The sequence below is a fragment of the Nonomuraea solani genome (genome assembly GCF_900108335.1).
Lineage (GTDB): Bacteria > Actinomycetota > Actinomycetes > Streptosporangiales > Streptosporangiaceae > Nonomuraea > Nonomuraea solani.
In genome coordinates, this window is sequence record NZ_FNVT01000024.1 from 102416 (window position 1) to 125488 (window position 23073).

Annotated in this window: 23 protein-coding genes; 11 read left to right on the forward strand and 12 right to left on the reverse strand. The window is 72.5% G+C overall.

What is annotated here, in order from left to right; all coding sequences use genetic code 11:
• Nucleotides 1-3: 3 nt before the first annotated feature.
• Nucleotides 4-2397: a beta-glucosidase family protein gene (locus C4V41_RS50555; protein ID WP_103963228.1), complete on the reverse strand. Its 2394-nt coding sequence runs from the start codon at nt 2395-2397 to the stop codon at nt 4-6.
• Nucleotides 2398-2403: 6 nt separating this feature from the next.
• Nucleotides 2404-3003 carry a TetR/AcrR family transcriptional regulator gene (locus C4V41_RS50560; RefSeq protein WP_103963229.1) on the reverse strand — a complete coding sequence of 200 codons (600 nt, stop codon included), beginning with the start codon at nt 3001-3003 and terminating at the stop codon, nt 2404-2406.
• 128 nt (nt 3004-3131) lie between these two features.
• Between C4V41_RS50560 and C4V41_RS50565 the strand changes: the two genes are divergently transcribed.
• From C4V41_RS50565 to C4V41_RS50580, 4 genes are read left to right on the forward strand one after another with little or no spacing between them, the layout of a single operon-like run.
• A complete protein-coding gene (locus tag C4V41_RS50565; protein ID WP_103963230.1) occupies nt 3132-4280 on the forward strand; it encodes a cupin domain-containing protein in 1149 nt (382 codons plus the stop codon).
• A complete protein-coding gene (locus C4V41_RS50570) occupies nt 4277-5101 on the forward strand; it encodes a fumarylacetoacetate hydrolase family protein (RefSeq protein WP_103963231.1) in 825 nt (274 codons plus the stop codon). The genes C4V41_RS50565 and C4V41_RS50570 overlap by 4 nt, the downstream gene beginning before the upstream one ends.
• Entirely contained in the window at nt 5101-5775 is a 675-nt protein-coding gene (locus C4V41_RS50575; RefSeq protein WP_103963232.1) for a maleylpyruvate isomerase family mycothiol-dependent enzyme, read from the forward strand. The genes C4V41_RS50570 and C4V41_RS50575 overlap by 1 nt, the downstream gene beginning before the upstream one ends.
• Nucleotide 5776: 1 nt before the next feature.
• Complete coding sequence (locus C4V41_RS50580; RefSeq protein ID WP_103963233.1) at nt 5777-6718, forward strand: nucleoside hydrolase; 942 nt, start codon at nt 5777-5779, stop codon at nt 6716-6718.
• Here C4V41_RS50580 and C4V41_RS50585 read toward each other — a convergent pair.
• Entirely contained in the window at nt 6694-7641 is a 948-nt protein-coding gene (locus C4V41_RS50585; RefSeq protein ID WP_103963234.1) for a helix-turn-helix domain-containing protein, read from the reverse strand. The two genes, C4V41_RS50580 and C4V41_RS50585, sit on opposite strands and share 25 nt — an antisense overlap.
• Nucleotides 7642-7712: 71 nt before the next feature.
• On the opposite strand from C4V41_RS50585, the gene C4V41_RS50590 reads away from it, so the two are divergent.
• Entirely contained in the window at nt 7713-8816 is a 1104-nt protein-coding gene (locus C4V41_RS50590) for a saccharopine dehydrogenase family protein (protein WP_327537516.1), read from the forward strand.
• Here C4V41_RS50590 and C4V41_RS50595 read toward each other — a convergent pair.
• From C4V41_RS50595 to C4V41_RS50615, 5 genes are read right to left on the reverse strand one after another with little or no spacing between them, the layout of a single operon-like run.
• Nucleotides 8758-9813 carry a VWA domain-containing protein gene (locus tag C4V41_RS50595; RefSeq protein ID WP_103963235.1) on the reverse strand — a complete coding sequence of 352 codons (1056 nt, stop codon included), beginning with the start codon at nt 9811-9813 and terminating at the stop codon, nt 8758-8760. The two genes, C4V41_RS50590 and C4V41_RS50595, sit on opposite strands and share 59 nt — an antisense overlap.
• Nucleotides 9814-10764, reverse strand: a complete 951-nt coding sequence (locus tag C4V41_RS50600; RefSeq protein WP_103963236.1) for a VWA domain-containing protein — start codon at nt 10762-10764, stop codon at nt 9814-9816. It lies immediately after the preceding gene.
• Nucleotides 10761-11645 carry a DUF58 domain-containing protein gene (locus C4V41_RS50605; protein ID WP_103963237.1) on the reverse strand — a complete coding sequence of 295 codons (885 nt, stop codon included), beginning with the start codon at nt 11643-11645 and terminating at the stop codon, nt 10761-10763. Before C4V41_RS50605 ends, C4V41_RS50600 begins: the two co-directional genes overlap by 4 nt.
• A 4-nt stretch (nt 11646-11649) precedes the next feature.
• A complete protein-coding gene (locus C4V41_RS50610) occupies nt 11650-12627 on the reverse strand; it encodes an AAA family ATPase (RefSeq protein WP_103963238.1) in 978 nt (325 codons plus the stop codon).
• A gap of 16 nt (nt 12628-12643) precedes the next feature.
• Entirely contained in the window at nt 12644-13435 is a 792-nt protein-coding gene (locus C4V41_RS50615) for a S1C family serine protease (RefSeq protein ID WP_103963239.1), read from the reverse strand.
• Between the two features lie 150 nt (nt 13436-13585).
• Between C4V41_RS50615 and C4V41_RS50620 the strand changes: the two genes are divergently transcribed.
• The 6 genes from C4V41_RS50620 (at nt 13586) to C4V41_RS50645 (ending at nt 18770) form a co-directional block, all read left to right on the forward strand.
• Nucleotides 13586-14044 (forward strand): hypothetical protein, encoded by a 459-nt coding sequence (locus C4V41_RS50620; protein ID WP_103963240.1) that lies wholly within the window; start codon nt 13586-13588, stop codon nt 14042-14044.
• Between the two features lie 67 nt (nt 14045-14111).
• A complete protein-coding gene (locus tag C4V41_RS50625; RefSeq protein ID WP_103963241.1) occupies nt 14112-15308 on the forward strand; it encodes an MFS transporter in 1197 nt (398 codons plus the stop codon).
• Complete coding sequence (locus C4V41_RS50630) at nt 15305-15664, forward strand: BlaI/MecI/CopY family transcriptional regulator (protein WP_103963242.1); 360 nt, start codon at nt 15305-15307, stop codon at nt 15662-15664. Before C4V41_RS50625 ends, C4V41_RS50630 begins: the two co-directional genes overlap by 4 nt.
• Nucleotides 15661-16584: a M56 family metallopeptidase gene (locus C4V41_RS50635; RefSeq protein WP_103963243.1), complete on the forward strand. Its 924-nt coding sequence runs from the start codon at nt 15661-15663 to the stop codon at nt 16582-16584. Before C4V41_RS50630 ends, C4V41_RS50635 begins: the two co-directional genes overlap by 4 nt.
• Before the next feature lie 101 nt (nt 16585-16685).
• Nucleotides 16686-17879, forward strand: coding sequence for an MFS transporter (locus C4V41_RS50640; RefSeq protein ID WP_103963244.1), 1194 nt, complete (start codon nt 16686-16688; stop codon nt 17877-17879).
• A gap of 60 nt (nt 17880-17939) precedes the next feature.
• Nucleotides 17940-18770 carry an alpha/beta fold hydrolase gene (locus tag C4V41_RS50645; RefSeq protein ID WP_103963245.1) on the forward strand — a complete coding sequence of 277 codons (831 nt, stop codon included), beginning with the start codon at nt 17940-17942 and terminating at the stop codon, nt 18768-18770.
• A gap of 6 nt (nt 18771-18776) precedes the next feature.
• Here C4V41_RS50645 and C4V41_RS50650 read toward each other — a convergent pair whose 3' ends face one another.
• Genes C4V41_RS50650 through C4V41_RS50665 form a run of 4 tightly spaced genes read right to left on the reverse strand, consistent with a single transcriptional unit; the run spans nt 18777 to nt 22969 of the window.
• Nucleotides 18777-19439 (reverse strand): hypothetical protein, encoded by a 663-nt coding sequence (locus tag C4V41_RS50650; RefSeq protein ID WP_103963246.1) that lies wholly within the window; start codon nt 19437-19439, stop codon nt 18777-18779.
• Nucleotides 19440-19454: 15 nt separating this feature from the next.
• Nucleotides 19455-21065: an alpha/beta hydrolase gene (locus tag C4V41_RS50655; RefSeq protein WP_200824801.1), complete on the reverse strand. Its 1611-nt coding sequence runs from the start codon at nt 21063-21065 to the stop codon at nt 19455-19457.
• Nucleotides 21066-21116: 51 nt separating this feature from the next.
• Entirely contained in the window at nt 21117-21884 is a 768-nt protein-coding gene (locus C4V41_RS50660; RefSeq protein WP_103963247.1) for a MerR family transcriptional regulator, read from the reverse strand.
• A 47-nt stretch (nt 21885-21931) separates the two neighbouring features.
• Nucleotides 21932-22969 carry an alkene reductase gene (locus C4V41_RS50665; RefSeq protein ID WP_268808879.1) on the reverse strand — a complete coding sequence of 346 codons (1038 nt, stop codon included), beginning with the start codon at nt 22967-22969 and terminating at the stop codon, nt 21932-21934.
• Nucleotides 22970-23073 lie beyond the last annotated feature (104 nt).

Here is a 23073-nt window from a genome sequence, read left to right on the forward strand (position 1 = left end):
ATCCTAGTCGCGCTGGATGACGAGTGTTTCTTGGTGGATGTCGGTGGCCGAGACGCCGACCTGGACCTCGAACCGGCCGGGCTCCAGGTGCCAGCTTCGGGTTTCCGCCGACCAGTGCTGGAACGCGCGGGCCGGCAGCCGGATGTGGTGGGTGGCGGACGTGCCGGGGCCCTGGTCGATCGCGGCGAAGCCGGCCAGCCACCGTACGGGCCGGTCGTGTACGGAGTCGGGACGGGCGAGATAGACCTGGACGACGGTGCGGCCGGGGCGGTCGCCCGTGTTGCGCGCCGTGACGGTGACGGTGGTGCCCGCGTCGCCGGTGGTGACGGCGGCGTCGCTCAGCTCCCAGGTGGTGTAGCCGAGGCCGTGGCCGAAGGGCCAGGCCGGTTCGCGGCCCTCCTTCAGCCAGGCCCGGTAGCCGATGTGCAGACCTTCGGCGTAGTCGAGGCGGCCGCCGGACGGGGCGACCTGATGGACCGGGACGGAGTCGTCCGCGGGCCACGACATGGGCAGCCGGCCCCTGGGCTCCTTCCTGCCGGTGATGACGTCCGCCAGGGCCGGGCCGACCTCCTGGCCGCCGAACCAGGCGGCGAGGATCGCCGAGACCTGCTCCCGCCAGGGCAGCGCCACCGGCGCGCCGGAGCAGACGACGGCCACGGTGGCCGGCGCGTGCCCGGCCACCAGGGACATCACCTCGTCCTGGTCGCCGGGCAGCGCCAGGGTGTCCCGGTCGACGCCTTCCGACTCGCTGGCCCGGTTGGTGGACACGAAGACGATCGCCACGTCACAGGCCGCCGCCTCGGCCCGCAGCCGGGCCCGTTCGTCCTCGACGGACGCTCGCGGGCGGCGGGCGCCGAGAGTCAGTGACACGCCGAGCTTGCCGAACGTGTGGTCCAGGCGCATGCTCAGCGTCTCGCCGCGCTCGACGTCGCGTGTGACGGCGCGGCTGGGGCCGTTGAACAGTTCGGCGCCCGGTCCCTCGTGCGCGGCGGACGCGTGCCCGGCCAGCACCTGGGTGCCGTCGATCCGCAGCTCGAAGTAGCCGCAGCCGATGAAGCCGAGCTGCCACTCCCCCGGCTCGTCGGCGGTGAACTTCCATTCGATGCGGCACGAGACCGCCCCTGCGGGCACGTCCGGGCCCAGGTAGACCAGCTTCGCCGACGCGCGCCGTTCGCGGTGCACGACGGAACCGGCCGGGTCGAGCCAGGTGAGGTCGATGGCGCCGGCCAGGTCGAGCGGCAGGGGTTCGAGGTCGAGGTCCGAACGGGTGCCCGGGACGTGGACGACCTCGCAGTCGTCCGGGAGCGCCGCCCGGAGCGCGTCCAGCGGTGAGACGACCGCCGCCGGGATGACCTCCGCGCTGCCACCGCCCTGGAACCGGGGCGTGGCGGCCGCCTCGCCGACGACCAGGACGCGGCGCACCGCGCCCTCCGCCAGCGGCAGGGTGCCGTCGTTGGTGAGCAGGACGGTCCCGCCGACGGCGGCGTCGGCGGCGACACGCGCGGCTTCGGGGGCGGCTCTTTCAAAGGTGACATCGGACAGGGCGCCCACGCGCTCCGCCAGGCCGAGAAGGTTGACGGCCTTGCGGTCGATGGCCGCCTCGTCCACCTCGCCCCGCTCGACGGCGTCGACCAGCGCCTGGCCCCATGGGCTCACCGGCCCGGGCATGGCCAGGTCGAGCCCGGCGCGGGCGGACGCGACGGTCGATCGGGTGGCGCGCCAGTCGCTCATGACCAGTCCGTCGAAGCCCCATTCGGTACGCAGCGGCGCGTCCAGCAGCGGGTGCTCCGTCATCGTGGTGCCGTCGACGGCGTTGTACGCGGCCATCACCGCCCAGGGGCCGGCCTCGCGGACGACGGTCTCGAAGGGGGCGAAGTAGACCTCGCGCAGGGTGCGCTCGTCCACGCCCACGTCCACGGTGTAGCGCTCGGTCTCGGAGTCGTTCGCCACGTAGTGCTTGATCGTGGCGGCGACGCCGAACTCCTGGAGCCCGGCGACCACGGCCGCGCCGATCGCGCCGATCAGCACCGGGTCCTCGGAGTAGCACTCGAAGGCGCGCCCGCCGAACGGGGTGCGGATCACGTTGAGGGTCGGCGCCAGGACGACGTCGATGCCCTTGCGGCGCGCCTCGGCGCCGAGGGCGCGGCCGTAGTCGCGGGCCGCCTCGACGTCCCAGGAGGCGCCGAGCGCCGTGGGCGACGGGAAGCACACCGACGGGTCCGCGGCGTCCCAGCGCAGGCCGCGGACGCCGGCGGGACCGTCGGCGAGCGCCATCGACCGCAGGCCGATCGGGGCGCAGGCCGGCGTGGTCCAGAACGTCGCGCCGGCGAGCAGGCCCACCTTCTGGGCAAGGCTCAGGCGTTGGACGAGCGCGGCGAAGCGGCTGCTGTCGTGCACGATCTGTCAGGTCCTTCCGTAGAGTCGGGCGAAGTACGCCCTGACGGGCCCGGTCATGTCGACGCCGGGGTCGAGCAGCCACTGGAACTGCAGGCCGTCGAGGAGCGCGAGGATCTCGGTCGCCACCTCGGCGACGTCGAGGGTCTCGGGCAGGCGGCCGCGTTCCCGGTCCTTGGCGAGGCGTTCCGCCAGCCGCGCCCGGGTGCCTTGATAGCGGCGCAGGTAGAAGTCGTGCGCCGGATGGCCGGCGTCGATGCTCTCGGCCGCCGTGACCGTGTAGAGCCGTATGCGCTCCGGATCGCGCTGGTTCACCTCGACGAGGGCCGTGATCGCCTGTCCGACGGTGCCCTCGGCGTCCGCGAACACCTCGTCGACGATCGCGGTGTCCTCCGCGCTCTTCTGCTCCAGCACCGCGAGGAGCAGGGCGGCCTTGCTCGGGAAGTGGTGCAGCAGGCCCGGCTGGGAGACGCCCACGTTCTCCGCGATCTCGGCCAGCGAGGCGCCGCGGAAGCCGGATGCGGCGATCTCGCGGGTGGCGACATCGAGGATCTGGCGGCGGCGGGCGCCGGGCTTGAGGCGGCGGCGTGCGGGTGGCGGCTGGGGCATTGGCGACCTCCTTGGATTGCCGTAAGCTACCGAGCACTCGGTAAGTTGTCGATACCTTCCAGCAAGATTCGCGAAACCAGACGGTCACAAAGCGCGGGTCCTGCCGTTCAGCCCGAGATGGAGGCACGATGGGAGAACTGACCGATTCGCCGGTGCGGCTGCGTGTGGTGGACGCGCCCGATCAGCCGGCCCCGAGCGCGGAGCTGGCCGAGCTCTACAGAGGCTTCGAGACCGAACTGCTCGTCCCGCTCTGGACCGAGATCGGCGACCTCATGCCGCCGCACCCGAGGTCGCGGGCCGTGCCGCACGTGTGGCGGTGGGCGAACCTGCTCCGTCTCGCTGACCAGGCGGGCCGGGTCGTGCCGGTCGGCCGGGGCGGTGAACGGCGCGCGATCGCCCTCGCCAACCCCGCGCTCGGCGGCAAGCCGTACGCGACGCCGACCCTCTGGGCCGCGATCCAGTACCTGATGCCCGGCGAGGACGCGCCCGAGCACCGGCACACGCAGCACGCGTTCCGCTTCGTCGTCGAGGGCGACGGCGTCTGGACCGTGGTCGGCCGCGACCCGGTGCCGATGGGCCGCGGCGACTTCCTGCCCCAGGCCGGGTGGGCCTGGCACGCGCACCACAACGCGGCGGATCGGCCCATGGCCTGGATCGATGGGCTGGACATCCCGTTCCAGTACGCGACCGAGTCGCAGTTCTTCGAGTTCGGCCGCGACACGATCAGCGACGCCGAACGCACGACGCCGGACCGCTCCCGGTCCGAACGCCTCTGGGGGCACCCCGGCCTCAGGCCCGTCTCCGCTCCCGGGCCGCAGCCGGGCACGCCGCTGCTGGCCTACCGCTGGAAGGACACCGACGCGGCGCTCCGCGACCAACTGGAGCTGGAGGCCGGCGGCCATCCCGGGACCGTCGAGCGCGGGCACGCGGCGGTGCGCTACACCAACCCGACCACCGGCGGCGACGTGCTGCCCACGATCAGGGCCGAGATGCACCGGATCGCGACCGGCGTGGAGACGGCCCCGTCCCGCGCTGTGGGCTCGTCGGTCTACCAGGTCTTCGACGGCACCGGCACCGTCACGGTCGGCGGCCGGTCGTGGACCGTTTCGCGCGGCGACCTCTTCGTCGTCCCCTCCTGGGAGCCTCTTTCCGTACGGTCCGAGGCCGCGCCCTCCGACTCCGACTCCGGCGCCCTGGACCTCTTCCGGTTCAGCGACGCCCCCATCTTCGAAGCCCTCAGTCTGCACCGCTCCTCCGGGGAAGGACCTCATCAGTGAAACTGGCCACCATCCGTACCGCCGGCGGCGCCACCCGAGCCGTCCGGGTCGAGGACGACCGCCTTGTGGATCTCGGCGCCGCCGACGTCGGTGAGCTGCTGGCCGGCGAGGACCGGGCGGAGCCCGCCGGACGGGAGTACTCGCCGGCCGGCGCCCGCTACGCGCCCGTGGTGCCGCGCCCCGGGAAGATCATCTGTGTCGGCCTCAACTACCGGAACCACATCCTGGAGATGGGGCGCGACCTGCCGGAATATCCGACTTTGTTCAGCAAATATGCCGACACGCTGGTCGGGGCCGAGGACGACATCATGCTGCCGCCCGAAACCGCCGCGTTCGACTGGGAGTGCGAGCTGGCCGTCGTCATCGGCCGGCCGGTGCGCCGGGCCACGACGGCCGAGGCCGAGGGCGCCATCGCGGGCTTCGCGGTGCTCAACGACGTGACCTGCCGGGACTGGCAGTTCCGTACGAAGGAGTGGCTGCAGGGCAAGAACTGGGAGGCCACCACGCCACTCGGGCCCTACCTGGTCACTCCGGACGAACTGCCCGGCGGGGTGCGCCCGAAGGTCGACATCAGCACCGAGCTCGACGGCGAGACCGTACAGCGGGACAACACCGGCGACCTCCTCTTCGACCCGGTCGACCTGGTCGAGTACATTTCAACGATGATCACCCTCAGACCCGGCGACGTGATCGCGACCGGCACCCCGGGCGGCGTCGGACATGCCAGAAAGCCGCCGCGCTACCTGCGGGCCGGGCAGCACCTCGTGACGGCGGTGGACGGGCTCGGCCGCTGCGCCAACCGGATCGTGGCCGACGCGTGATGACCGCCATTTCCCTGGCCTGGATGCGGACGGGCACCGAACTCTTCCTTACGACCCTCGACCGCTGCGGCGACCTCACCGCCCCCACCGCCTTGGAGGGGTGGACCGGCAGGCACCTCGCGACCCACGTCGCCGCCAACGCCGAAGCCCTGCTCAACCTGGTCCACTGGGCCCGGACCGGCGAGCCCACGCCGATGTACACCTCGCAGGAGCAGCGGAACGCGGACATCGAGGAGGGTGCGACCCGGCCGCCCGAAGCCCTCAAGGAGTGGGTGGGCTCCTCGGCGGCGCGGCTGGCCGACGGGCTGGCCGGCCTCACCGGCGAGCAGTGGTCGCGGACGGTGCGCACCGCGCAGGGCCGGGCCGTCCCGGCCTCCGAGGTGCCGTGGATGCGCTCCCGCGAGGTCCTGATCCACGCCGTCGACCTGGACGCGGGCGTGACCTTCGCGGACCTGCCGGCCGATTTCCTGGTGGCGCTGATCGAGGACATCGCGGCGAAACGCTCCGAGGCCGGCGACGGCCCGGCGCTCACGCTGATCTCTCCCGAGCGCACCTGGCCGGTGGCCGGATCCGGGCAGCCGACCGGCGTCACGGGGTCGCTCGCCGACCTGGCGGCCTACCTGTCCGGCCGGACCGCCCACATCGAGGCGCCCGACCTTCCCCGGTGGTTGTGACATGGGTTTCCAGCCGCCCGCCGGTCCGCGCTGCCGGGTCATCACCGACAACGACTACTGCGGCGACCCGGACGGGCTCGTCCAGCTCGTGCACCAACTGCTGTCGCCGTCGGCCGACCTGCGCGCCGTCATCGGCTCCCACCTGGTCACCGGTCCGGAGCGGCCGACGGCCGACCTGTCGTACGAACGGGTCACCGAAGTGCTGTCCCTCATGGGCCGCGAGGTGCCGGCGTACGCCGGGTCCAACGTGAGCCTGGCCGACCCCCAGACGCCGCGACCGTCCGCCGGCGCCGAGGCCATCGTCGCCGAGGCGATGCGCACCGACACCGGCCTGCCCCTGTACGTCACGTTGGGCGGGGGTCTGACCGAGCTGGCCAGCGCGTATCTGATGGAGCCGCGCATCGCCGATCGGCTGACCGCGATCTGGATCGGCGGCCCCGAATATCCCGGCCTGGCCGCGCCGCCCCCGGACACGCCCGGTGTCGAGTACAACCTCAACATCGACCTCATCGCCGCCCAGGTCGTCTTCGCCTCCCCCATCCCGCTGTGGCAGGTGCCGCGAAACGCCTACCGGCAGACGATGGCGGGCATGGCGGAGCTGGCGGCGTACGTCCGGCCGGCCGGGAAGATCGGCGCGTACCTGTACGACAGCCTGTGCGAGGTGGGCGCGCGGCTGGCCCCGGCAGGGCTCAACCTCGGGGAGACATACCTGCTGGGCGACAGCCCGCTGGTGCTGCTGTCGACTTTGCGGTCCAACTTCCACCCGGACACGTCGTCGAGCCGGCACGTGCTGCGCCCCGCGCCCCGGATCACGGAGGACGGCGGCTACGAGGACCGTCCCGAGGGCCGCCCCATCCGGGTCTACACCGACCTTGACGTGCGCCTCATGCTCCAGGACTTCTACGCGAAGCTCACCCTTCAGGCCCGGAACGTGCGGCGGTAGGTGTCCGGCGGGACGCCGATGGTGCGGTGGAAGTGGCGGCGCAGGGTCGTGGCCGTGCCCATGCCCGCCGCCGACGCGATGGTGTCGATGCTGTCGTCCGTGCTCTCCAGCAGCTCCTGGGCGCGGCGGATCCGCTGGGTCAGCAGCCACCGCAGCGGCGTGGTGCCGGTGATGGAGTGGAAGTGGCGGGCCAGGTGGCGGGAGCTCATGTTCGCCTGGCGGGCCAGGTCCTCCACGGTGAGCGGCTGGTCCAGGCGGCGCATCACCCAGGGGAGCAGTTCGGCCAGGGGGTGACCGTCCTGGGCGGGGACCGGGGTGGTGACGAACTGGGCCTGGCCGCCGGCGCGGTGGGGCGGCACGACCAGGCGGCGGGCGACCACGTTGGCGATCGCCGAGCCGTGGTCGCGGCGGACCAGGTGCAGGCACAGGTCCATCGCGGCGGCCTTGCCGGCGGAGGTCAGCACGCTGCCGTTGTCGACGTAGAGCACGTCCGGGTCGACCTCGACCCGAGGGTAGCGGGCGGCCAGCTGGCCGGTGTGGGCCCAGTGGGTGGTGGCGCGCAGCCCGTCCAGCAGGCCCGCGGCGGCGAGGACGAACACGCCCGTGCACAGGGAGACCACCCGGGCGCCCGCCTCGTGGGCCGCGCGGACCGCCTCGACCAGGTCGGCCGGTGGGTCTGCGTCGACGTCGGCCAGGGCGGGGACGATCACGGTGCCGGCGTGTGCGAGCCGGTCGAGCCCGCAATCGGGCTCCACCATGAAGCGGCCGGCCCGGACGGCGTGGGCGCCGCACACGCTGACGTCGTACCAGGGGCCCGGCACGGCGTCCGGGGCCGAGCCGAAGACTTCGTAGGCCAGGGCCAGCTCGAAGTGCAGCATCCCGTCGGTGGCGGCGACCGCGACGGAGCGCGGGAAGGGGCTCATGTCGGGAATTGTACGGGTCGTGTCGTTCCGGACGCTGGGCAGCGGTGAGCCGACCGGACAGGATTTACGTCGTGGATCACTTCGAGTACGCGGGAGCCGGCATGGGATCGGGCCGGAATGTGGCGGTGTTCGGCGCTTATGGGCACACCGGGCGGTTCGTGGTGGCGGAGTTGCGTGAGCGCGGGTACGTACCGCTGCTTCTCGGCCGTGACCTGGACAAGCTGCTGGCCATGGCCGAAGGGTCAGAGGTGCGGCAGGCGTCGGTCGGCGACCCCGCCTCGCTCGACCGGGCGCTGAAAGGCGCGGCGGCGGTGATCAACTGCGCGGGGCCGTTCGCCACGACCGCCGCCCCGCTGATCGAGGCGACGCTGCGGGCCGGCATCCCGTACGTCGACGTGGCGGCCGAGATCGAGGCGAACGTCGACACGTTCACGCACTTCGCGGACCGTGCCCGCGCCGCGGGGACCGTGGTGGTGCCGGCGATGGCCTTCTACGGCGGCCTCGGCGACCTGCTGGTCACCACCGCGATGAGCGACTGGACGGCGGCGGACGAGGCGCACATCGCGTACGGCCTGAGCAGTTGGCACCCCACCGCCGGGACGCTCGCCTCGGGCGTGATCTCGGGCCGGCGGCGGGGCGGCCGGAGGGTCCGTTTCACCGGCGGACGGCTGGAGTACCACGACGACGCCCTGCCGACCCTGGAGTGGTCGTTCCCGGCGCCGCTCGGCGACCAGAGCGTCATCGGGGAGTTCACCATGGCCGACGTCGTCACCGTGCCCAGTCACCTGGACGTCCCGGAGGTGCGTACCTACATGGCCGCCAAGGCGGCCGCGGACCTGGCCGCTCCTGACGCCCCGGCGCCGGAGGCCGTCGACGAGCGGGGCCGCTCCGCGCAGACCTTCGTCATCGACGTCCTCGTCCGCTCCGGCGGCACGGAACGCCGCGTGGCCGCCACCGGTCAGGACATCTACGCCATCAGCGCGCCGCTCGCGGTGGAGGCCGTCGACCGCATCCTCACCGGCCGTACCAGGACCGTCGGGGTCGCCTCGGCGGGCGCGATCTTCGACGCGCCGGACTTCCTGGACGCGCTGTCGAAGCACCTGTCGCTGCGGCACCTCAGCGGGCCGGGATACGAGGGCGGTTCCACCAGAGGGACAGGGACAGGCCCGCGGTGATGAGGACGGCGCCGCCGGCGGCGAAGGCGGCGGCCGTGTCGACCCGCTGGCGGATCACGGTGAAGCTGCCGGGCAGGGCGGCGAGGGCGCTCTGGAGCTGGCCGGCGTTCTCGGCGCGGTGGTAGGAGCCGCCGGTGGTCTGGGCGATCTGCTTGAGCGTGGGCTCGTCGATCGTACGGACGTTGCGGCCACGGTCGAATCCGCCGCGGCCACGGCCACCGAAGCCGCCGCCCCAGCCACCGCCGTCGAACTGGGTGTTGTCGCACACCATCGGGGACGGGTTCGTGGTGCCGAAGCCGATGGGGAACACCCGGACGCGGCGCAGCGCGGCCTCCTGAGCGGCGGTCTGCGGATCGACGCCCTGGGTGTTGGCGCCGTCGGTGAGCACGACGATCGCGGCACCGGCGTACCCTTCGCCGCCCGCGCCGGGGGTCGCCCCGGTCGGGGCGACCGACGGGTCGACCTCCGCGATCGCGTCGATCGAGGCGAGCATGGCCTGCCCGATCGCGGTGCCGCGCGACACGGTGAGGCCGTCCAGCGCCTTGATCAGCGCGTCGGTGTCGTCGGTGGGAGGCACGAGCAGCCCCGCGTTGCCCGCGAACGTGACCAGGCCGATGCGCGGCCCGCCCCGCTGCGACTCGATGAACTCCGTGGCGGCCTTCTTCGCGGCGGTGATGCGGTTGGGATCGACGTCCGTGGAGCACATGGAGCCGGAGGTGTCGAGCGCGAGCAGGATCGTCGCCGACGTCTGCGGCACCGGTACCGACGCCTGCGGCCTGGCGGCACCGACCGCGAGCAGCGCGAGCCCGGCGATGAACAGCGCCGCGGGGATCTTCCGCGTCCAGCGGGTACGGTCCGGCAGCGCACTGCGTACGAGCGCGATCGACGTGACGCGCACGGCGGCCCGCCGCCGGCGCCGCCGCGCCCACCAGCGGATCGCGAAGATCAGCGGTATGACCAGCACCGACAGCAGCAGCCACGGCCACGAGAACGTCATTCAGATCACCCGTCCAGACCGGAGCACGGTGAACGCCGCTCCCCCGGTGAGCAGCGCCAGGGCGAGCCCGATCAGCCCGCCTGCGAGGGGCAGCGGCTCGTCGGAGACGGTGAGCCGCAGGTCGATCGAGCCGGCGATCCCGTCGAGCCGCGCACTGTCGGAGGCGGGATGGTACTCGCCGCCGGTGGTCTCCGCGATCGCGGTGAGGGCGTCCTCTTCGAGCGAGGTCTGCAGGTGGTAGCCGTCCACCTTCACCGTCGCCCCCGCCGTGGTGCCGACCCCGACGGTGTGGATGTGCACGCCGGCCTTCTGGGCCACGGTGGCGGCCTGTTCGACGTCACCGCCCCGGTTCTGGCCGTCGGAGAACATCACGACCGTCGCCGACGGCCAGTAGCCGATGTCGGGTACGGCGCCGTCGCGGCCGACGGCCACCTTCTTGCCGGTGATCGCCGCCAGCGACGCCGTGATGGCCGTACCCAGATGGGTGCCGCCGGTGACCTTCAGCCGGTCGATGGCCTTGAGCGCGATGGAGTGGTCGGCGTCGGGCCGTACGGTGGTGAGCGCGCCCCGTTCGAACGCGACGATCCCGATGTCGACGCTGTCGGGCTGCGCCGCCACGAACGCGCGGGCCGCCCGCTGCGCGGCCGCCAGCCGGTTGGGCGCGACGTCGTCGGCGCCCATGCTGTTGGAGACGTCGATGGCGAGGATGACGGTGCCCGCCGTGCGCGGCACCGGCACCATGGCCGCCGGTCCTGCGGTCGCGATCGCGAGCACGCCGACGCCGGCCACCGTCAGACCGACTCCCAGGTACGTGCCGCGCCCGCCCGGTACGGCGGCCCCGGCCGCGACCAGCGCGGCCGACCTGCGACGGGCCGAGACGACGACCGCCCAGGCGAGCACCGCCGTGACGAGCAGTCCGGCGGCCAGCAGCAGCGGGGAGTTCAGCGTCATGGCGACCGGTCCCTGGTACGGGCGACCACCTCGACGAGCGCCTCGGCCAGGTCGCGGTCGGTGTCGATGCGGTGGACGGGCACCCCGGCGCGCCGCATGCCCGCCGTAAGCCGGGCGTCGCGTTCGCCGACGGCGGCGTGGAAGCGCACCCGGAGCAGCGGGTCGGCGGAGTCGACGACGAGCTGCTCGCCGGTCTCGGCGTCCTCGACCACGATCAGCCCGGCCTCGGGCAGCACGTCGTCGGCCGTGTCCACGATCCGCAGCGCGACCACCTCGTGCCGCCGGGCCAGGCGCTGCAGCGACCGTTCCCAGTCGCCGTCGCCGATGAAGTCGGACAGCACGACGACGAGGGCGCGGCGGCGCGCGAGCCGTCCGGCCGCGTCCAGCATCTCCGCCAGGTCGGTGGTGGCGCCGCCGTGCGCCTCGGCGGTGCGTTCGAGCTCGGCACTGATCCGCAGGGCGTGCCGCCGGGAGGTGCCGGGCGGCACGACGCGCACCATCCCGGTGTCGAACAGCAGCGCGCCGACCCGGTTGCCGCCCCGCCCGAACATCCGGGCCAGGACGAGCGCGAGCTCGGCGAGCACGTCGTGCTTGCCGCGCCCCGGCCGCCCGGCCGCCATCGACGCCGACCGGTCGAGCACGAGCCACACCGTCAGCTCGCGGTCCTCGGTGAACACCCGCAGGTGCGGCTCGTCCAGCCGGGCGGTCACGTTCCAGTCGATGTGCCGGGCGTCGTCGCCGTCGACGTAGGCGCGCAGCCCGGTGAAGTCGATCCCGGAGCCACGGTACGTCGTGCGGTGGGCGCCCTGGAGCCGGCCGTCCAGCCTGCGGACGACCTTCCACTCCAGGCGGAGCAGGAGTTTCTCGGGGGCGGTGGCCATGGGCTCAGCGATTCTGCAGGACGACGTCGGGCGCCCGGACGGCCCCGAGCACCCTGGTGATGATCGTGTCGGCGTCGACCTCGTCCGCGAGGGCCTCGTAGGACAGCACGAGGCGGTGGCGCAGCACGTCGAGGGCGAGTTCGGACAGGTCGTGCGGCAGGACGTAGTCGCGGCCGCGCAGGAACGCCAGTGCCCGTGCGCCGGTGACGAGCGCGATGGACGCCCGGGGGCTCGCCCCGTAGGTGACGTACCGTTCCAGCTCGCCGAGCCCGGCCGTCGCGGGGGAACGGGTGACGGTGACCAGGCGTACCGCGTAGTGGACGATCGCCGGATCGACGTACACCTGCTGGGCGCGTACCCGCATCTCCATCAGGTTCTCGGCCGTCACCGTCGGCTGCGGCGGCTCGGGCGGGCGCAGCGCCCGGCCGACGATCGCCTGTTCCTCGGCCTGTGTCGGATAGTCGACGACCACCTTCATCATGAAACGGTCGACCTGGGCCTCGGGCAGCGGGTACGTGCCCTCCGACTCGATCGGGTTCTCCGTCGCCATCACCAGGAACGGCTCGGGCACCCGGAACGTCTCCCGCCCGATCGTCACCTGATGCTCCTGCATCACCTCCAGCAGGGCGCTCTGCACCTTGGCGGGGGCGCGGTTGATCTCGTCGGCGAGCAGCAGGTTCGCGAACACCGGGCCGAGCTCGGTCTTGAACTCGCCGGAGTGCTGGTGGTAGACCCGCGTGCCCACGAGGTCGGCGGGCACCAGGTCGGGGGTGAACTGGACGCGCTGGAACTTCCCGGCGATCGCGGCGGCCAGCGACCGCACCGCGAGCGTCTTGGCCAGGCCCGGCACACCCTCCACCAGCAGGTGACCGTCGGCGATCAGCGCCACGGCCATCCGCTCCAGCAGGACGTCCTGGCCGACGATCGTACGTTTGACCTCGAACAGCACCTGTTCGAGCGGGTGAGCCGACTCACTGGTCATACGGTGTTCCTTCTCGTCAGATTAGGGGCCCGTCGCCCGGTGGGCCGTCGCCGTCGCTCCCGCCCAGGGCCACGCCGATCGGCACCGCGAACGCGATGCCCGCGAACGCCTCGTCGCCTCCCGGGTCGGCGATCGAGACCACGATCCCGATGACCAGGCCGCGAGCATCCAGCAGCGGGCCGCCGGAGCTGCCCGGATTGACGGCGGCGTCGAACTGGATGAGCCCGCTCAGATCGCCGTCCGTGGCGCTCCGATCCAGGCCCGACACGACACCGGTGGACACGCTGTAGGTCAGCCCCAGCGGATTGCCGATCGCCACGACGGGCGCGCCCACGGTCACGGCGCCGCCGAGCGTCGCCGGGACGACGATCTCCGGCAGCTTCGCGGGTTTGAGGGCCGCGACGTCGCGCTTGGGGTTCGACGCCACGACCACGGCCTTCGCCTTGGTGCCGTCGGAGAAGGTCAGGTTGACGTCCTTCGCGCCCTTGATGACGTGGTGGGCGGTCAGAATCGTCCCGTCCTCGGCCGCGATCACCCCGGTTCCGAGCGACTTCCCGGCCTGGATGACCACCACCGACGGCCCGACCCTCTTGTAGACGTCGGGCACCATGAGCGTCGGGCTGGGCGTCGGGGTCGGGCTTGGTCTGGGCGCGGCCACTTCGCCGGTTCTGCCGGTGCTTCCCAGCCAGTACGCCAGCACCGCCACGAGGACGAGCGCGCCGCCCCAGACCTGAACCTTTCTCCCGGCCAGGGCTCCCTGAACTGTCCGAGCCTCGGCCGCACCGGCTTCCTGCGGCACGCGCTCCATTGCCCCATAGTCATAAATCTCAGCTCAAAGTGCCACAAACTCCACCTGAGAACTCCATGAGAACCGTGCATCCTCACCCTCATGCCACCCTAGGATGTCCGCTTTGCCGAGATGGGGAGTGCCTGTGCCGAAGGCGGCCAAAGCGTTGTTGTGGGTGCGGGTCCTCCCCCGGCGTGGCTGCCCGGGATCGCGCTCACCGTGGCGGCCCTGCTGTCGCCGGTGGCGCTGTGGGCGACGCGCCGGCTGATGGACCGGCTGTCGCACGGGCGGGCGCTCGCGGGCGGCGCGGTGCTGCTCGGTCTGCTCGCCCTGGCGATGGCGTGGCTGGACAGCGCTCCCCTCACCGCCGCCGCCTACCTGGCGTGGACGGCGGCGAACGGCATTCTGCTCGGCCGCTGGCAGGCTCTGACCGCCGACGCGGCGCCCGAGGCCGAGCGGCCCCGCTGGTTCGCCGTCCAGGGGTCGTCGTGGGGCATCGCGCAGCCGGCGGTGCCCGGCGTGGTCGCCCTGGCCGGGGCGGTCGCCGGTGGTCTGGGCGCGGCGGCGTTCCTCACCGCCGGCCTGGCCTTCCTGCTGGTGCCGCTCGCGCTGCGGGATCAGAGCCCCTGAGAGAGGCATCTACTACACGCTGTAGCATTACAGGCTGTAGTAGGGGTTCCCAGGCGAAGGAGACGTGATGCGGCGCCCGGCTCGGCTGGTCATCTCGGCCACGGTGTTCGTGGACCTGCTCGGCTTCACGCTGATCCTGCCCGCGCTGCCGTTCTACGCCTCCTCGCTCGGGGCGACCGGGCTGTGGTTCGGGGCGTTGATGAGCGCCTACTCGGTGGCGCAACTCGTCGCCGCGCCCGTGCTGGGCAGGCTTTCCGACAGGTACGGGCGGCGGCCCCTGGTGCTGCTGGCACTCGCCGGCTCGGTGGTCTCCATGACCTTCACCGGTCTGGCGACGTCGCTGGCCGGGCTGCTGGTGTGCCGGATGCTGGCGGGGGCGTGCGGCGGGAGCATCTCGGTGGCGCAGGCGTACCTGGCCGACGCGGTGCCCGCCGAGCGGCGTACCGGGGCGATGGCGCAGTTGGGGGCGGCCATCGGGCTGGCGTTCGTGGTCGGGCCCGCGCTGGGAGGTGTGCTGGCGCCGTTCGGGTTCGCGGCGTGCGCGTACGCGGCGGCCGCGCTGGCGGCGATCAACCTCGGCGCCGCCATCGTCTGGCTCCCCGAACCCGCCCGCCGCCCACCGGCCGGGCCGCACGGCACCCCGACGCGGCCGCGCCAGGGTGCCGGCCGGGTTTCGGAGCCGTTCGCGGTTCGGCGCAGGCCGGTGGCGTTGCTGGCCGGGACCCAGTTCCTGGCGATGGCCGCGTTCGTCGGGATGGAGACGACCCTGGCCTTTCTCGGCCGCGACAGGTACGGCTGGGACGCCACCGCGATCGGCCTGGCCCTGGCGGCGGCGGGGCTGGCGATGGCCGTCGTACAGGCCGGGCTCGTGGCCTGGCTGGCCCGGCGCTGGGGTGACGGCCGGGTGGCGGCGGCCGGGGCGGTGCTGATGGCCGGGTGCATGGGCGCGGTGGCCGGGTCGGCGACCTGGTGGCAGTGCCTGGCCGCCGTCTGCCTGCTGGCCGCCGGGCACGGCCTGCTCACGCCGACCGTCGCCAGTCTGCTGGCCGCGGCGGGGCCGCCGGAGCAGCGGGGCGCGCGGATGGGGACCGGGCAGTCGGCGGGCGCGGCGGCGCGGATCGCCGGACCGGCGGCGGCCGGGTTACTGTTCGACGCCGGGGCGGCGTTACCGTACGTGGCGGGGGCGGTGTCGGCGGTGCTGGCGGCCGTGGCCGTGCTGGCCGTACCCGCTCTGGAGCCCGCGGGACGTGAGGAGGGGGCGTGAACAGTCTCGGCGAGCTGGAACGGTCGATCATGGAGGTGCTGTGGGGCACCGACGCCTGGCTGACCGTGCGCGAGGTCGTCAACCGGCTCAGCGACCGCAACAACGCCTACACCACGGTGATGACCGTGATGAACCGGCTCGTCCGCAAGGATTTCATCCGCCGCGAACGCGACGAGGACGGCCGTACCTGGCGTTATCGTCCGGCGGCTGGGCGAGAGGCGTACGTGGCCGAGCTGATGCTGTCGGCGCTCGGCGAGACCGGCGACCGGCTCGCCGCACTGGGCCATTTCGCCCGATCGGTCACCCCGGAGGAAGCCGAGGCCCTGCGCGCGGCGCTGTCGCAGGAGCCGTCGTGACCTATGCCGCCCACCACGTCCTCACGCTGCTGGCGGCGCTGTCCGCCATGGCTGGCATGCTGCGTTCCCGGCTGCCGTGGCGGGCGCCGCGCACGTCGCTGCTGATCTGGCAGGCCATCGGCCTGACTCTGGTGCTGTCCGTCGTCGGCGTGGCGCTCGCGCTCGGCCTGGCCCCCTACCGGCTCGGCATCGTCCCCGCCCTGGCCGCCTTCGCCCGCGACCTGGCCGGCGGTGGCCTGCCCGGCGCGCTCACCCCCTTCCACCTCCTGCTGACCGCCTGCGGCATCGCCGTGGCCGGCTGGGTCTTGGCCGCCTTCGCCCGCAGCGCCAGGTCGGTGGCGGCCCTGCGGCGCAGGCAGCGGGCGCTGCTGGGCCTGATCGCGCGGCCGCACCCCGAGTTCGCCGGGGCGCTGGTGGTGGAGCATCCGGCGGTGGCCGCGTACTGCGTGCCGGGGCGCAGGGCCGCGATCGTGGTCAGCACCGGCAGCCTCGGCCTGCTCACCCGGTGCGAGCTGCGCGCAGTGCTGGCGCACGAGCGGGCGCACGCCCGCGAACGCCACGACCTGGTGATCCTGCCGTTCGCCGCCCTGCACCGCGCCCTCCCCGCCAGCCGTCACGTCAGAGCCATGCTGGACGCGGTCGCGCTGCTGGTCGAGATGCGCGCCGACGACCGCGCCGCCCGCGACGACGGCCACCTCATCCTGGCCACCGCGCTGCGCCGCTTCCGCACGTGCGACCACCTCGTCTCACCACCCGGCACCCTCGCCGCCACCGAAATCGGCGCCGGCGGCGACCTCGACGCGCGCATCGACCGGCTCTCGGCGCCCGTCCCCGCCTCAACGCCGGTACGCGTCCTTCTCCTGGCCATCGCCGTGACCGTGGTGAGCACTCCGATCAGCCTGTTCCTGCTCCCCGTGTGACGGCACCGATAGGCACCTTTTATCCTGATCTGTACGCCTGTACCGCTCGGTGAGCGTCAATGCCCAGATCTACTCCCGCGACCGTCACGGAGACCCCCCGCATGGACCTCGCCACGCGCCGACGCCGGCAGGCACTGTTCCTGTTCTTCTTCCTGCCGGGAATCGCGATGTCCTCGTGGGTGACCCGCACCCCCGACATCCGCGACCGCCTGGAGGCCTCCACCGGCCAGATGGGGTGGATCCTGTTCGGCCTGTCGCTCGGCTCCATGATCGGCATCCTCTGCTCCGGCCGTCTCACCTCGCGGTACGGGACCAGGCCCGTCATCGGCGTCGGGACCGCGATGGTCGTCGCGAGCCTGGCCGTGATCAGCGCCGGTGTGCTCATGGCGTCCGTACCCCTGGTCATGGCGGGCCTGTGCGCGTTCGGCGCGGGCGTGGGGGCGGGTGACGTCGCCGTCAACGTCGACGCCACCGACATCGAGCGGATCACCGGCAGGACGACGCTCCCCACCCTGCACGGCTGCTTCAGCCTGGGCACCGTGGTCGGCGCCGGCGCCGGCATCGCGGCCACCGCCGCCCGCCTGCCGGTCCACTGGCATCTGGCCGTGGTCACCCTGATCTCCGCCGCGATCCTCCTGTACGCCATCCGCTTCGTCCCCGCGGGCACCGGCGCCCTCGCCCCCGACCAGGCCGGCCCCGGCACCGCCCAGGCGCGCCCGAAGGTCTGGAAGGACACCAAGCTGCTCCTGATCGGCGCGGTCGTCCTGGCGATGGCCCTGGCCGAGGGAGCCGCCAACGACTGGCTGCCGCTGCTCATGGTGGACGGGCACGGCCTGGACACCACGTCCGGGTCCCTCGTCTTCACCGGTTTCGCCGCCGCCATGACCCTGGGCCGCTTCAGCGGCACGTTCTTCCTCGACCGGTTCGGCCGCACCCTCGTCGTACGCGCCAGCGCCGTGTCCGGAGCACTGGGCCTGCTCCTGGTGATCTTCTCGGACAACGCCGTGCTGGCCGGAGCGGCCGTGCTGTTCTGGGGGCTCGGCGCTTCCCTGGGCTTCCCCGTCGCGCTGTCCGCCGCGGGAGAGACCGGGCCGGACGAGACCGCCCGCGTCAGCCTGGTGGCCACCATCGGCTACGTCGCCTTCCTGGTCGGCCCACCCGGCCTCGGCTTCCTCGGCGACCACTGGGGCCTGCGCACGGCCATGCTCGTCGTGCTCGCCTTCGTCGCCTCGGCCGCCTTCCTGGCCTCCGCCGTCGACACCCGGGACCGTGTCCGGGCCGGTCAGCACACGTAGACGAAAATGTCGGCGGCGCCTGCTGTACTACCACCTGAAGACGCTTCGGAAGGTGACGAGATGATCGAGCTGGACATCCCGGTGGGCGGCGGCCGCACGCTGCACGTCTACGACACCGGGGAGGTCGGGCGGGCGCCCGTCATGTGGCATCACGGCACGCCCAACCTGGGGTCGCCGCCGGAGCCGCTCTTCGCCGCCTCCGACCGGCTGGGGCTGCGATGGGTGTCCTTCGATCGGCCGGGCTACGGTGGTTCCACCCCCGCGCCGGGCCGGACCGTGGCCTCGGTCGCCGGCGACGCGGCGAAGGTCGCGGACGCGCTCGGCCTCGATCGGTTCGCCGTGGTCGGATATTCCGGCGGCGGATCTTACGCCCTGGGGTGTGCCGCCGCCCTGGGCGACCGCGTCCAGGCCGCGCTGACCCTGGCCGCCATCGCCCCCTATGGCGCCGATGGTCTCGACTGGTTCACGGGAATGGTCCCGTCCGGTGTGGCCGCGCTGGGGACGGCGGCGGCGGGCCGCCAGGCGCGCACGGCGCTGGAGGCGTCGGGCTTCGCCTACGACTGCGAGTTCACCGCCGCCGATCTGGCGCTGTTCGAGGGGCCGTGGGGATGGCTGGGCAAGGTCGCAGAGCCGGCTCTGGCCGCCGGTCCACACGGCCAGATCGACGACGACGTCTCCTACACCTTGCCCTGGGGCTGTGATCCCGGCGCCATCGACGCCCCGGTCCTTCTCCTGCACGGCACCGCCGACCGGATCATCCCGGCCGCCCACGGATCATGGCTGGCGGCCCAGTGCCCCAACGCCGAGCTGCGGCTCCTCGAGGGCGACAGCCACTTCACCATCGTCGAACACGCCGAATCCGGCCTGGAGTGGCTTCGCCGGCAGCTCTGACGGCCGTCATCCCTTGGCCATGGAGTCCAGCAGCCAGTTGTAGCGCAGGCGCAACGCCCGCTCCCACGCGGCCGCCACGGCACCGAGCGTGAGCGTGAGGTTGAGCCATATCGGCAGCCGGATCGGCGAGGTGAACGTCCCGAAGCGCTCCTTTACGGGGGGCACCTTGAAGGCCACTTCGACGAGCTGCGGGATGAGCAGAAGGAGCGGGATGACGAGCAGGATCAGCGAGAGGTAGCCGATCCAGCGGCTCAGCGCGGGGTGCTCGCGGTCGAGGTGGGCGCGTCGCCCTTCGCCGGATCGGCGATCCGGGATGAGCTGCCGCTCGGCCCCCTCGGCGGTCACGTAGTGGCAGCGCTTGAGGCCGAAGGGCGTCGCCGCCACTTCGATGGTGCCGCCCTGGACGGGAAAGGCGGCCGGGAGTGGAGACTCGGCGTGATGCCTGCCGTCGAGATAGAGGTGGGCTTTGCCTTTGCCGTTCTCGGACATGAACCGCTGCACATGGCCGACGTCGACGGCGTAGACCACCTGCCGGCCATCATGATTGGTCAGCGGGAGGTGGAACAAAGCCCGTGTTAGCGGCTGCCACCAGCGAAAACGCTTCAGTGGACGCCCATTCCCCGGCTGGACGCGCCGCTCGGCCCGTTGTCTGCGCCATTCCTGGTACATGTCAGGTTCCTCGGATCAGAGTTTGCACCGGGCCCCTTCGGCTGGGGACTTGAGGTCGACGAGATAGGCGGCCACGGCCTCGTTGACGCAGGCGTTGGCGGTCAGGAGGGCGCCGTGCTGCTCGCCCTCCACGGTGAGCAGGCTGCCGCCCAGCGTCTTGGCCAGGCTGACGCCACCCTCGTGCGGCGTCACCGGGTCGCGCGTGACGGAGACCGTGAGCGTGTCGGCCAGGCCCTTGATGTTCGTGGCGTACGGGTAGCCGAGCGTCGGCTTGACGGGCCACTGCTCGCAGCCGTCGCGCGCCTCCTTGATCGGACGGGCGGGATCGGTGAACGGCGCCGCCTTGAACCACGCCCGGTTCAGCGCGGTCTCCTGCTTGGGCGTGTGGCGCTCCTCGTCCAGGCAGTTGATCGCCAACGTGGCTTCGAGCGAGTTGGGGTACGTACCGTCGGCGGTGCGCTCGTGGTAGCCGTCGCGCAGCTTCAGCAGGGTGTCGCCCTTGCCGGCCTTCAGTTCGGCGATTCCCGCGATCGCGGTGGGCCAGATCGCCTCGGTGTACATCGCGGCCGTCACCCCTTCGACCGCCTGCTCGAACGTCAGCCCGCGCCCGTCGGACGTCCGCGCGGGCTTGTCGATCAGCGGCCGGGCGAGCTTCTGGAACTCCTGGGTGGCGCGCTTGGGGTCGGTGCCGAGCGGGCAGTCCTTCTTGGCGGCGCACGCGGCGGCCATGCGCTCGAACGAGGCCTGCATGCCGGTGGCCTGCTGGACGCGTCGCTCGTGGGTGCCGGCGAGGGGGTCCATCGCCGCGTCGAGCACCAGGGCGCGGACCTTCTTCGGGAACATCTCCGCGTACACGGCCCCCAGCCGGGTGCCGTAGCTGGTGCCGACGTAGGAGAGCTTGTCATCGCCCAGGGCCTGGCGCAGCACGTCCATGTCGCGCGCGACGTCGCGGGTGCCGACGTGCGCGAGCACCTGCTTGCCGCCCGAGCGCTCGGCGCACTGCTGGAGAAGCTGCCGGGTCTCCTGCCGGGTCCAGTCGTCCAGACCGGCGGGGATCGAGGAGAGCTTCGCGCCGCGGTCGCGTTCGGCGTCGGTGTAACAGTCGAGCGCCGGCTTGGAGGCGCCGACGCCGCGCGGGTCGAACCCGACCAGGTCGAAGCGCTCGGTGATCGGCGACTTCGCCCACAGGGCGGCGGTCAGGGCCGCGTGGTCGGTGCCCGCGAAGCCGGGGCCGCCGGGGTTCAGCACGAGCGAGCCGATCCGGTCCTTACCGCGCGCGGGCACCCGCAGCAGCGCGATCTCCGCCTGCCTGCCCTTCGGGTTCTGGTAGTCGAGCGGCACTTTGAGCCGCGCGCACTCGGCCTTGACGGCCGGCACGCCCGGCGGCAGGTGCGGCTCGCACGGCTTGAACACCGGCTTCTGCCCGTAGAAGCGGTCCAGACCGCTGGAGGCGGGGACGGCCTGTCCACCGGCCTGGGAAGTGCCGGCCTGGAAAGCTCCGATCTGGGAAGTGCCGGTCTGGGAAGTGCCGGTCTGGGAAGCGCCGGTTTGGGCGGCGCAGGCTCCGAGCAGCAGCGTCAGCGCCACGGTGCCCAGCACGATGGCGGGTCTCTTGCGATTTGGCATGGGGCACAGCAAAAACCATGACGTCACGTCCAAGTCAACCCGCGTGCCGGGTCAGCGGCCGCCCGATGGACCGTCGCCGCTCGCCATTCGCTTGAGCACCCGCTCCGCGAACAGCTGGTTCACGCGGTGCTGCCGCTCGTTGAGATTGTGCTCGCCGTAGGCGGCGAGCATCGAGGAGAGGTCGGTGCCGAACTCGATGTCGGGCCAGTTCTCCAGGAGAGGCTGGTAATGCGTCACCATGTCGTCGGCGAGTTGTTCGATGGCCTCTTCCGGGGTATCCGGGCCGAGTTCGCCGAAGCGCCGGAGCAGGTCTGTGGTGGCCGGGGTGAAGATGGCGTGCCGCGCCATGGCGCCGGCGAGGGCGGAGGTGTCGTTCTCGCCGATCAGGTGAGAGATCAGGACGATCTGCTCGCGCTCCTGGCGCGCCATGTCGGGGTCGAGGCCGGCGACGGCGTTGATGGTGGGTCCGAGGGCGGCCAGTTCCGGCGGCAGGTCCGGCATCGCGCCGTGGTCGCGGAGCCGGGCGATGTCCGCCCGCCGGGTGGTGAGCCGTTCGATCTCGGCGGCCGCCTGCCGGTCCAGCTCGTCGAGCAGCTCCTCGGCGGCCTGCGGGTCGTCGAGCACGTCCGGCAGCGCGGCGAGCGGGACGCCGAGGGCGGCGAGGCGGGTGATCCGCAGCAGCCGGACGAGGTGGCGTACGTCGTATTCGCGGTAGCCGTTGAACGAGCGCTCGGGCTCTTCGAGGAGCCCGATCTGGAGATAGTGCCGTACGGTACGGATGGTGACACCGGCGAGTGCGGCCAGTTCGCTGCTGCGCAACGGTCATCTCCTTCTGCTCGTCACGGCCATCATGACATTACGCAGCGTCAGGCCATGTACTGATAAGCCGGGTAGGTCAGGTAACCCGCGTCTCCGCCCTGGTAGTACGTGGCCTCGTCGGCGGGGGCGATCGGCAGCCGGTTGCGCAGTCGTTCCACCAGGTCGGGGTTGGTGAGGAAGGCGCGTCCGAAGCTGATCAGGTCGGCGCCCAGCCCGCGCCAGTGGCCGGCCTCGGTCCGTCCGGTCTGCTTGGGCCCGAGCCCGGGCACCGGGTTCATGATGAGGGCGCCCGGCCATGCGCGGCGCAGGCCGGCCAGCGTCTCCTCCTCGGTGGTGGCTTCGAGATGGACGTAGGCCGGCTCGAAGCGGGCCAGCTCGGTCAGCAGCGCGGTGTAGAGCTCGGGAACGTCGGTCTCCCGCACGCCCCAGAACGTCCCGCCCGGGGAGAGGCGGATGCCGGTTCTGGACGCGCCGACGACCTCGACGGTCGCGGAGACCGCCTCGACGACGAACCGGATGCGATTGCGCACCGAACCTCCATAGAGGTCCGTGCGCAGGTTGGCGTTGGACGACAGGAACTGCGACATCAGGTAACCGTTGGCACCGTGCAGTTCCACGCCGTCGAAACCGGCGTCGATGGCACGGCGGGCGGCGTGAGCGTACGCCTGGGCGTGCTCGGGCACTTCGGCGGTGTCCAGGGCACGCGGGATCGGCGCGGGCTGCGGGCCGGTCGGGGTGAACACGGTGCCGGCGGCGGGGACTGCAGAAGGGCCGACCGGCCGCATGCCGGTGGTGTCGGGGTGCGAGACCCGGCCGCCGTGCATGAGCTGGGCGAAGATCCGGCCGCCGTTGGCGTGCACGGCGGCGGTCACCGTGCGCCACGCGGTGGTCTGCTCGTCGGTGTGCAGGCCCGGCGTACCCGGATTGGACTGTCCGACCACGCTCGGCTGCACGCCCTCGGTCACGATCAGCCCGGCCGTGGCGCGCTGGGCGTAGTACGTCGCCATCGACGGCGTCGCCAGACCGCCGGCGGCGGCCCGGATCCGCGTCATCGGGGCCATCACCACGCGGTTGGGCAGTGTCAGGTCACCGAGGCCGGCGACAGCGGCTCCTCAGTCTCGGGGGAGAAACGCCACGCCACAAGATTGACAGACAAAGTTACATGTCATACTTTCCTCGACATCGCTCA